This window comes from Thermobacillus sp. (assembly GCF_003390775.1).
Lineage (GTDB): Bacteria > Bacillota > Bacilli > Paenibacillales > Paenibacillaceae > Thermobacillus > Thermobacillus xylanilyticus.
The window spans coordinates 18,989-28,049 of sequence record NZ_QEWA01000066.1; the positions used below are offsets into that span (position 1 = coordinate 18,989).

The following is a 9,061-nucleotide window of genomic DNA, read 5'->3' on the forward strand; positions in this document are numbered from 1 at the left end:
TATGATATGTAGGAAAAGTGGGTGAGACGATGCACAAGAGCAAGAAAAGAGTGCTTCTGCTCTCGGAAGGGTTCGGTTCCGGACACACCCAGGCCGCCTATGCGCTGGCCGTCGGCATCCGGCATCTCAATCCCGATGTCCAGACGAAAGTGCTCGAACTGGGCAAATTCCTCAATCCGGTGCTCGGGCCGCTGATTGTCTCGGCATACCGCAAAACGGTGACGAAGCAGCCGAAACTGGTCGGGCACCTGTACCGTTCCAACTACAAGCGCTCGCTCAACCGTTTCGCGCAGCTCGCCCTGCATCGGCTGTTCTATACCCAGACGTCCCAGGTCATCACCCAGCTCAAGCCGGACGCCATCGTGTGCACGCATCCGGTCCCGAACGCGGTCGTCGCGCGCCTGAAGCGGCTGGGGCTGAACGTCCCGCTGTTCACGCTCATAACGGATTACGACGCGCACGGCACGTGGGCAAGCCCCGAGGTGAACAAATACCTCGTCTCGACGCCGATCGTGAAGCGCAAGCTGATGGAGCACGGCGTTCCCGATTCGCGCATCGAGGTGACGGGCATCCCGGTGCATCCCGACTTCTGGACGTCCTGCGACAAGGACGAGATCCGCAAGCAGTTCAATCTGAACGCGATGCCGACCGTGCTGATCATGGGAGGCGGCTGGGGGCTGCTGAACGACGAAAACGGCTTGTTCGAATACATGGCGGGATACCGCGACAACGTCCAGCTCATTTTCTGCGCGGGCAACAACGAGAAGGCGAAAGAACGGCTGGAGAACAATCCGCTCTTCCGCCATCCGAACATCAAGATTCTCGGGTTCACCCGCGAGATCAACAAGCTGATGGACGTATCCGATCTGCTGATCACGAAGCCGGGCGGGATGACCTGCACGGAAGGCCTCAGCAAGGGCATTCCGATGCTGTTCTACGAGCCGATTCCCGGCCAGGAAGAAGAGAACTGCGAGTATTTCGTCCGCAACGGGTTCGGCGAGCTGCTGACGGACCGCGAAACGATCGACCGCTGGTTCAAGCTCATCCAGGAACCTTACGCGGCAGGCGAATACCGCCGGTCGCTTCTGACGAAGCGCAACGAGCAATACAATCCGGAGAGATGTTCCCGCGCCGTCCTGCAGCTCATGCAGTGACGGCGTTTTATAATGAAAGGGATGACGGGCCGGGAGAGGCCGTCATCCCTGTTTTCGTTCCTGTTTCCGTTCCTGATACCACTTGATGAACTCGATGAGAATCTTGTAATCCTGCACATTGTCCTTCTCGATGCCGGCCTGCCTGAGCGCTTCGACGAAGGCGTACCACTCTTCGTCGGGCGTCTCCTTCGCTTCCGGGTCCGGCAAGTTGACCTGCAGCAGCGTTTTCAGGTCCACGTTGAGCACGAGCGCGATTTTCTCGATCACCTGAATGGACGGGTTCTGCTTCAGATTGCGCTCGATGCTGGACAGGTACGACTTCGAAATGCCGGCGCGCTCGGCAAGCTCCGACAGCGAAATACCGCTCTGGGTGCGGAAATGGTTGATGTTCGTCCCGATCATTCCGCGCCCCCTCTTATCCCGCGGCTGCACGACGGTCCCGCTCTTCCCGTTCACGCTGCTGTCCATGTTCCGACCCGCCGCGCTGACCGAAAGTTTCGATGTTTGAGCACACGCCATTACACTCCTCGTCTTGGGGATTGCGGCCGGCCGCCGACGGCCGGGCTTCAGGTCCCGGCAGCGGCTTGGCCGGACTTCATGCCCGCTTTCAGCCGTTCGATGACCCGCTCCTGCTCCTCCGGCGTCATCGCGGAGCCGGACGGCAGGCAGATGCCCGTCCGGAACAGCCGGGCGGACACATCCTCCCGGATGCCGTGCGAATAGAAGCGGGCGCCTGCGAAGAGCGGCTGCAGATGAAGCGGTTTCCAAACGGGCCGCGATTCGATGCGGTCCTCGGCAAGCCAGGCGACGAGCTGAGAGGCGGTGACGCCCGCCAAATGCTCGTCGACCGTCAGCGCCGTCAGCCACCGGTTCGACCGGGTGCCCGGGAGTTCGGGCATGAACCGGATGCCCGGCCGAGCTTCAAGCGCCGTCCGGTATCGTTCGAAAATGGCGCGCCGCGCCTCCACGCGGTCCGCAAGCACCTTGAGCTGCGCCCGGCCGATGCCGGCCAGCACGTTGCTGAGCCGGTAGTTGTAGCCCGGCCGGCTGTGTTCATAATGGACGGCCGGATCGCGCGCCTGCGACGCGAGCACCCGCGCTTCGCGGATCGCGTCGCCGTCGTCCGAGACGAGCATGCCGCCGCCGGACGTCGTAATGATCTTGTTGCCGTTGAAGGAATAGATGCCGAAACGGCCGATCGTGCCGGCATGCCGTCCTTTGTAGGACGAGCCGAGCGCCTCCGCGGCGTCTTCGACGATCGGCACGCCGTAGGCGCCGCAGAGCGCCGAGATTTCGTCCATCCGAGCGCATTGGCCGAACAGATGGACGACGATGACCGCCTTCGGCAGCCGGCCTTCCTTCGCCGCCTCGTCCAGCGCCCGCTCCAGCGCCTGCGGGGACAGGCCCCAGGTCTCCGGCTCGGCGTCGATGAACACCGGCTCCGCGCCCTGATACAGAATCGGATTCGCGCTGGCGACGAACGTGAGGCTGGAGCAGAACACGCGGTCGCCGGGCCCGACGCCCAGCAGCCGGAGCGCCAGATGGATCGCCGCCGTGCCGGACGAGACGGCGGCGGCGTGCCCGGCGCCGACCGCCTCGGCCAATTCGCGCTCGAAGGCGTCGACATGCGGCCCGAGCGGCGCGATCCAGTTCGAAGCGAACGCTTCCGCAATATAGTGCTGTTCCGCTCCGCTCATATGGGGCGGCGACAGCAGAATGGCGGCTTTTGGCACAGTGGTCTTCACGCGTTACCCCTTCCCTGTCTGGATTGGCACGATGTATTGGCACGACGCTATCGCGATCGGGCATCCCCCCTGATGACGGCGGCCGGCACGCCCGCCGCGGTGCAGCCCGGCGACACGTCCCGCGTCACGACCGCGCCTGCGCCGGCGATCGACCAGGCGCCGACCGACCGGCCCGGCAGGATGACCGCGCCGGCGCCGACGAACGCGCCTTCGCCCGCGCGGGCGCCGCCGGTCAGGATGGAGCCCGGCGCGGCGTGGGCGCAGTCGCCCAGGACGGCGTCGTGCTCGATGATGGCGCCCGTATTCACGATCGCATGCGCGCCGACTGCCGCGTCCGGTTGCACGACCGCGCGCGCCATGACGACCGCGCCGGGGGCGATCCGCGCCTTGGGGCTGACAATTGCCGCCGGGTGAATCAGCCGCGCGAAGCGGACGCCGCCTTCTTCCAGCATGCGGACGATCGCCTGCCGCGTCCGGTTGTCGCCGATCGCGGCGACAAAGCGCAGCTCCGCATCCTGCGCAAGCAGGCCGCGCCATGCCGCGACCGGTCCCCGGAGCTCGCCGTCCGGACCGCCGCCGGATGCGCCGGCAAGCGCGGCGTATCGGTCGTCCAGCACCGCCGCGAGCCGGGCATCCGGCGTCAGCGCGATCAATTCGCGCACGACTTTCCCGTGGCCGCCGTCTCCGATCATGACGATCCGCTGCATGCGCCGCTCACCCCGGCGTGCCGGTTCCGGTGAACCGGTCCATTGTCGCGCGCCCCGGCTGATGGATGCCGACCGGCTTGAGGAGCCGCAGGAACGTGAGCAGCAAAATTTTCAGATCCAGCAGCATGCTCCGGTTGTGCACATACCATACATCCATCGCGAACCGCTCCTCCCAGGAGACGGCGTTCCGGCCGTTCACCTGCGCCCAGCCGGTGATGCCCGGGCGCACGAGATGCCGCTGGCGCTGCTCGTCGGTGTAGAGCGGCAAATATTCCATCAGCAGCGGGCGCGGACCGACCAGGCTGAGATCGCCCTTCAGCACGTTGAAGAGCTGGGGCAGCTCATCCAGGCTCAGCGTCCGGAGCTTGCGGCCGAACGGCGTCAGCCGCTCGGCGTCGGGCAGCAGGTTGCCGCTTTCGTCCCGCAGATCGGCCATCGTGCGGAATTTGTACAGCACGAACGGCTTCTCGTGCAGGCCGGGACGAACCTGGCGGAACAGCACCGGCCGCCCGAGTTTGATCCGCACGAGCAGCGCGGTCACGGCCATCACCGGCGACAGGACGATCAGCAGGACGGCGGCGGCGGCCAGGTCGAAACCGCGTTTCATCCGGGCCGCCTCCCCGCCGCCGGTTGTTCTGCCGGTTCGCCGGCTGCCGGGTCCGCCGCCGGTCCGTCGGGCGCGTCCAACGCCGTCTGCGCCGCTTCCGCCCCGCTTCCGCCAGGCCGGCAGTCCGCCGACGCGGCGGCTTCCGCATTGGCCTGCAGCTCCGCCAGCAGCCTGCGCTTGATCTCCCTGACCAGATCCGCCGCCCGAAGATCCCGCTCCATCCTGCCGAGCCGCCAGCTGTCGAGGACGATGTCGCGGAACCGCGCGCTCGAGATTTTGCCGGAAATGTTCATCCCGCCGCCCCTCCCGCGCCGGCCAGCATCCTGTGGCGGGATTCCGCCCGGAAGCCGTCCGTGCGGCGGCGCAGCCATCTCCAGGCGTCCTCGCACATGCGCCCGAGGCCCATTTCGGCCTGCCAGCCCAGCTCCCGCCGGGCTTTCGACGGATCGGCGCAGATGACCGGCGCGTCGCCCGGCCGCCGTTCGACGATCTGGTAAGGAATGTTGATGCCCGCCGCCTTCTCGAATGCCGCGATTACCTCAAGCACGCTGTGCCCGGCGCCCGTGCCCAGGTTGTAGGCGTCGAAGCCGGAATCCGCCATCACTTTGTCAAGCGCCTTCACATGGCCTTTCGCCAGATCCGTCACATGGACATAATCCCGGACGCATGTGCCGTCGCGGGTCGGGTAATCGCCTCCGAAGACGGGCAGCTTGTCCTGCTGCCCAGCGGCCGCCCGCATCAGGCGGGACATCAAGTGCTGCGGCGTCCCGGCCGGTTCGGTGCAAGTCCGCTCGCCCGGATGCGCGCTGTCGCTCGTCCGGATGCGCCATGCACTCCCGCCGGCGCCTTCCGCCTCCCGGCTGCACCACGCGCTTCCGCCGGCGCCTTCCGACTCACGGCCGCGCCATTCGCTCAGCCCGTCGCCGGCCGCCTCGCCGTCAATCCACCCGCTCGGGTGCGCCCCTGCCGGGTTGAAATTGCGAAGCAGGGCAATGCTCCATTTCCGGTCCGCTTCGTACAGATCGTGCAAAATCTCCTCGATCATGAGCATCGTCCGGCCGTACCGGTTGGCCGCGCCGAGCGGGGACGATTCCGTGACCGGCGTCTGCTTCGGCTTGCCGTAGACGGCGGCCGACGAGCTGAAGACGAGCCGCCGCACGCCGAACTGCTGCATGACGTCGCACAGAACGACCGTTTCGGCAATCGGAAGATGGCAGCCCTGCTGCGGCATCGCCGCCGGATGGATGCCCGCGAAATGGATGACCGCTTCGATCTCGTTCTCCTCGAAAATCCGCTGGAGACCGCGGCGTTCCATGAGTCCGAGCGGATGAAAAGGAAATCTTCTGCCGACCGCCGCCTGCACCCGGTCGAGCGCCGGCGCATGCTCCGGGCGATCGACGACGATGATGTCGCGGCCCGCTTCCAGCAGCTCCGCGCATGTATGGCTGCCGATGTACCCGGATCCGCCCGTGATGAGCACCGCCATAATCAACCCTCCGCAGAATGGAGTTGATATTCTTTATAAAGAACATTTGATTACAAAAAAATGGCGCGTATTCAGCTTTTTAAAATTATAGTTCTTTATAAAGAACATGTCAAGGAGAGCGCCGCCCGGGGGGACGGTTAAAAAACTTTAATCCTGTCCACGCGGCGAAACTTCATTGCGTCTGCTTCGCTTCACTCCCCGCCCGTCCCGCCCCGGGACGGAGCCGGCCCGCGAGCATCTCCGCAATCCGCCGGGCGGCGCCGGCCAGCACGGCGAACTCCTCCAGCCGCCTGAACAGCGCCCAGTAGAGCAGGTTCGGCACCGCCAGCGCGGCCGCCAGACGCGCAGCAACCGCCGTCCAACCGTCCGCCGGCAGGAAACGGCACACCAGCAGCACGGCCGCGCACGCCGCGCCGCCGACGGCAACATAGCGGGCGTAGACGGTGAAATAGCGCCGCAGCGGCAGTTTGAACACTTTCCGGTACACCCAATACGGCGTCAGCCAGAACGGAATGGCGAGCGCGCCGATCAGCGAGCCGAGGAAGACGCCGGAAATGCCGAGCGGCCCGACCAGCGCGACCGCACCGCCGAGGGTGACGGCGGCTTGCAGCAGCGGCGCATACCGGTCCTCGCGGAAAATGCCGGCCGTCGTCTTCACCGTGGCGACGGCGTTGCGCATCCCCCGTTCGAAGAACAGGAGCAGCAGCAATGCCGGCACCGCCGCTTCCATGACATAGGCGCCGCCGATCCACGCCCGGATGAACGGCTCGATCACGGCGTACAGCACGATGGCCGCGCACGAATAGAGCCAGAAATTCATGAGCTGCATGCCGCGGAAAACGGCGTAGATCCGCTCCCTGCTCTCCTGCGCGACCAGGTTGCCGACGCTGTGGTACAGATTGTTCGAGATCTGATAGATGAAATTCCGGCTGATGTCGATCAGCATTTTGTAGTTCGAATACAATCCGACGGCGATGACGCTGACGAACGACGAGATCACGAGGCTCTCCGCGCCGAAGATGAAGTACGACCCGACATTTTGCAGCAAAATGGCCTTCACGTTCTTCTTCAGCTCGCGCTTCGTCTCCGGATCAATCGGCGCCGCTTCCTTCGAGCGCAGGTACGGGTACATCCGCCCCGCCGCAACCGCCACGCCGATCGTCGCCGCGAGCGTGATGCCGCACTCGGTGAGCAGGTACAGCATGTAGCTGCCCGTTTCAATCAGCACCAGAATTTTCAGCAGCGTCGCCGCCGCCGTCGCGCCGGTGAACGACAGCGTTACGATGTAGTTCTTCTGATTGACGTTCAGGAACGAATGCCGGTGAATGAAAAAATAGGGCAGCGCCGTGTTGAGCACGAACAGCACATAGATGAGCTCGAGGTGCTCCACCCCGGTATCCCGCACCACAACCGGCAGCAGCGGCAGCACGAGCAGGCCGAGCGCCAGCACGACGAGCGCGATGGCGGCGTAAGCTCTCCGGTACAGCCGCATGAGGCCGAGGATGCGCGGGCGGTCGTCCTGCGCGACCGGCTTGTAGAGCTGGTACGTGATGCTGGCGCCGATGCCGGCCTCGGCAAGCGAGATCATCGCGAGCATGCTCGTGAACAGCGCGTTGACGCCGAGGTATTCGACGCCCAGGCTGTGGATGAAAACGGTGCGGGACAGGAAGCTGAGCGCGGTGATGACGAGCTGGTTGCCGAGCCCGGCGGCGATGTTGAAGAAGGCGTACCGGGTCCTCATGCCCGCCGCCCCTGTTCCGGTTCTTGCGCGGCAGCCGCCGCGCGGAGGGCGAAGCCCTGCGCGAACGGCAGCACGTCGAACCGCTGCGCGTACACGCCGATGTCGCGCGTGTCGCCCTGCGCGAAGTCGATCGCGCCGCTGCGCCTTGTCACGCCGCGCAGGTACGCGAGCGCCCGCCGGGCCCGCTCGCGCGCGTCTCCCGGCGCGCCGGAGGCGGCTGCCGCCCGCAGCAGGAACCACGCCAGCGCCGCGGTGACGGATGAGTCGGCCCGCGTCTCGGGCCGGGTCACCGTCCACCGCCAGCTGCCGTCGGGCTGCTGGAACCGGGCGGCCGCCTGCGCGAGCCGCGCGACGCGCGCCTCCAGCTCCGCCTTGCGCCGGTCGGACGCCGGCAGCAGCCGCCACACGTCGGCGAGGCCGATCGCGTACCAGGCGAGCCCGCGGCCCCAGCCGCACAGGCCGAGCGGCCGGCCGTCCCCGGCGGCGTACGCGTGGTACGGCAGATGCAGATCGGGATGCATCCCGTGCCGGTCGTACGCGTCAATCTGCCGGACCGCGAGGTCGACGCAGTCTTCCCGGCCGTACGTCAGGCCGTATGCGGCAAGGAACGGGCAGACGAGCCCGATCGTGTCGACGTAGCGGTAGCCGCCGACCGCCCCCTGGCGGTATTGGACCAGCCCGTCGCCGCCGACGTGCCGCAGCACGAGCTCCGCCGTCTGCTCGAACGCCCGCCTATAGCGGTCCGGCTCCAAGCCGGACGCCATTGCCGCCCAGGCGAGCATGGCCGCGTCGACCTGCTCCGGCCGCATCCGCCATCCGCCGTCTTCGCCGAACTTGCGGTCAAGGAAGCGGCCGAGCACGGCCCGCATGCGGGAGCTGAACCGCGCGGCCGGTACGTCAACACCCGATGCCGCCGTCCCGAAACCCGCCAGCTCGGTCAGCCCGAGCACCAGCGCCGCTTCCTGCCAATGCTGGATCGCCGCGCGGCGGTATTCCCCGCGCAGCATGTCGAGCCAGAGCAGGCGCGTCTGGTCGGTCAGGCGAACCGTCGGCGTCCGGAGCAGCCACTTCATCGCGCGCTCCGCCGCCGCATCCCGCCACGCCGCCTCGTCCGGGAACCGGCCGATGCCGATCCGCTGCACCCACGCGGACGCCGCCGGCGTCAGATCGACCGCCGCCGAGGCCAGCGCGGCCAGCGCGATCGCCGAAGATGTTCCGAAGAGTATCGCATTCATCGTCCGCCGCTTCCCTCCGCCAGTACCGCCGTTCGGGAACCTGCACCGGATGAACCTGCCGAACCCGCGGCTCCGACCGGTTCGCCGGACGCCGATGCTTCCGCCGGCACCGCAAGCCTGTCCGCTCCCGCCAACTCGCCGGTGCCGGTCAGTTCGTCGAACTTGCGCACTTCGTCTTCCGTGCCGAGCGGTTCAAGCGCCAGATTCCGCCTGAGCCGCTCCGTCAGCGCCGGATCGTCCATCAGCCGCGCGATTCCCTCGGCGATCGCCCCCGGCTCCATCGCCGCGATCAGCCCGTTCTCCCCGTGCACGATCTGGCCCCCCGCCGCCCGGTAGTCGGTGACGAGGATCGGCAGGCCGAGCATTTTCGCTTCATCGACCGCAAT

Annotated in this window: 10 protein-coding genes; 1 reads left to right on the forward strand and 9 read right to left on the reverse strand. The window is 66.6% G+C overall.

Annotation, left to right across the window (positions count from 1 at the left end; genetic code table 11):
• Positions 1–29: 29 nt before the first annotated feature.
• Complete coding sequence (locus C6W55_RS17965; RefSeq protein WP_213483746.1) at positions 30–1,154, forward strand: MGDG synthase family glycosyltransferase; 1,125 nt, start codon at positions 30–32, stop codon at positions 1,152–1,154.
• A 42-nt stretch (positions 1,155–1,196) separates the two neighbouring features.
• On the opposite strand, the gene C6W55_RS17970 is transcribed toward C6W55_RS17965, so the two are convergent.
• From C6W55_RS17970 to C6W55_RS18010, 9 genes are all read right to left on the reverse strand, one after another.
• Entirely contained in the window at positions 1,197–1,622 is a 426-nt protein-coding gene (locus tag C6W55_RS17970; protein ID WP_015255949.1) for a helix-turn-helix domain-containing protein, read from the reverse strand.
• A 98-nt stretch (positions 1,623–1,720) separates the two neighbouring features.
• Positions 1,721–2,851: a DegT/DnrJ/EryC1/StrS family aminotransferase gene (locus C6W55_RS17975; RefSeq protein WP_286894223.1), complete on the reverse strand. Its 1,131-nt coding sequence runs from the start codon at positions 2,849–2,851 to the stop codon at positions 1,721–1,723.
• Positions 2,852–2,946: 95 nt separating this feature from the next.
• Positions 2,947–3,606, reverse strand: a complete 660-nt coding sequence (locus tag C6W55_RS17980) for an acetyltransferase (RefSeq protein WP_286894212.1) — start codon at positions 3,604–3,606, stop codon at positions 2,947–2,949.
• Positions 3,607–3,613: 7 nt separating this feature from the next.
• A complete protein-coding gene (locus C6W55_RS17985; protein ID WP_213483744.1) occupies positions 3,614–4,213 on the reverse strand; it encodes a sugar transferase in 600 nt (199 codons plus the stop codon).
• The gene (locus tag C6W55_RS17990; RefSeq protein ID WP_286894214.1) at positions 4,210–4,506 is read right to left on the reverse strand and encodes a hypothetical protein; all 297 of its coding nucleotides are present in this window, start codon (positions 4,504–4,506) and stop codon (positions 4,210–4,212) included. Before C6W55_RS17990 ends, C6W55_RS17985 begins: the two co-directional genes overlap by 4 nt.
• Positions 4,503–5,699, reverse strand: a complete 1,197-nt coding sequence (locus C6W55_RS17995) for an NAD-dependent epimerase/dehydratase family protein (protein ID WP_286894216.1) — start codon at positions 5,697–5,699, stop codon at positions 4,503–4,505. Before C6W55_RS17995 ends, C6W55_RS17990 begins: the two co-directional genes overlap by 4 nt.
• A 172-nt stretch (positions 5,700–5,871) precedes the next feature.
• Positions 5,872–7,440, reverse strand: coding sequence for a lipopolysaccharide biosynthesis protein (locus tag C6W55_RS18000; RefSeq protein ID WP_286894218.1), 1,569 nt, complete (start codon positions 7,438–7,440; stop codon positions 5,872–5,874).
• Complete coding sequence (locus C6W55_RS18005; RefSeq protein ID WP_286894219.1) at positions 7,437–8,675, reverse strand: glycoside hydrolase family 88 protein; 1,239 nt, start codon at positions 8,673–8,675, stop codon at positions 7,437–7,439. The genes C6W55_RS18000 and C6W55_RS18005 overlap by 4 nt, the downstream gene beginning before the upstream one ends.
• The coding region (locus tag C6W55_RS18010; RefSeq protein WP_286894221.1) for a glycosyltransferase at positions 8,672–9,061 on the reverse strand (390 nt) is incomplete at its 5' end. The genes C6W55_RS18005 and C6W55_RS18010, both read right to left, overlap by 4 nt.

Excerpts from the sequence above, each read along its gene's own strand:
- C6W55_RS17995 (WP_286894216.1), bottom strand. The coding sequence starts at position 5,699 with ATGGCGGTGCTCATCACGGGCGGATCCGGGTACATCGGCAGCCATACA.
- C6W55_RS17965 (WP_213483746.1), top strand. The coding sequence starts at position 30 with ATGCACAAGAGCAAGAAAAGAGTGCTTCTGCTCTCGGAAGGGTTCGGT.
- C6W55_RS18000 (WP_286894218.1), bottom strand. The coding sequence starts at position 7,440 with ATGAGGACCCGGTACGCCTTCTTCAACATCGCCGCCGGGCTCGGCAAC.
- C6W55_RS17990 (WP_286894214.1), bottom strand. The coding sequence starts at position 4,506 with ATGAACATTTCCGGCAAAATCTCGAGCGCGCGGTTCCGCGACATCGTC.
- C6W55_RS17980 (WP_286894212.1), bottom strand. The coding sequence starts at position 3,606 with ATGCAGCGGATCGTCATGATCGGAGACGGCGGCCACGGGAAAGTCGTG.
- C6W55_RS17970 (WP_015255949.1), bottom strand. The coding sequence starts at position 1,622 with ATGGACAGCAGCGTGAACGGGAAGAGCGGGACCGTCGTGCAGCCGCGG.
- C6W55_RS17985 (WP_213483744.1), bottom strand. The coding sequence starts at position 4,213 with ATGAAACGCGGTTTCGACCTGGCCGCCGCCGCCGTCCTGCTGATCGTC.
- C6W55_RS18005 (WP_286894219.1), bottom strand. The coding sequence starts at position 8,675 with ATGAATGCGATACTCTTCGGAACATCTTCGGCGATCGCGCTGGCCGCG.
- C6W55_RS17975 (WP_286894223.1), bottom strand. The coding sequence starts at position 2,851 with ATGAGCGGAGCGGAACAGCACTATATTGCGGAAGCGTTCGCTTCGAAC.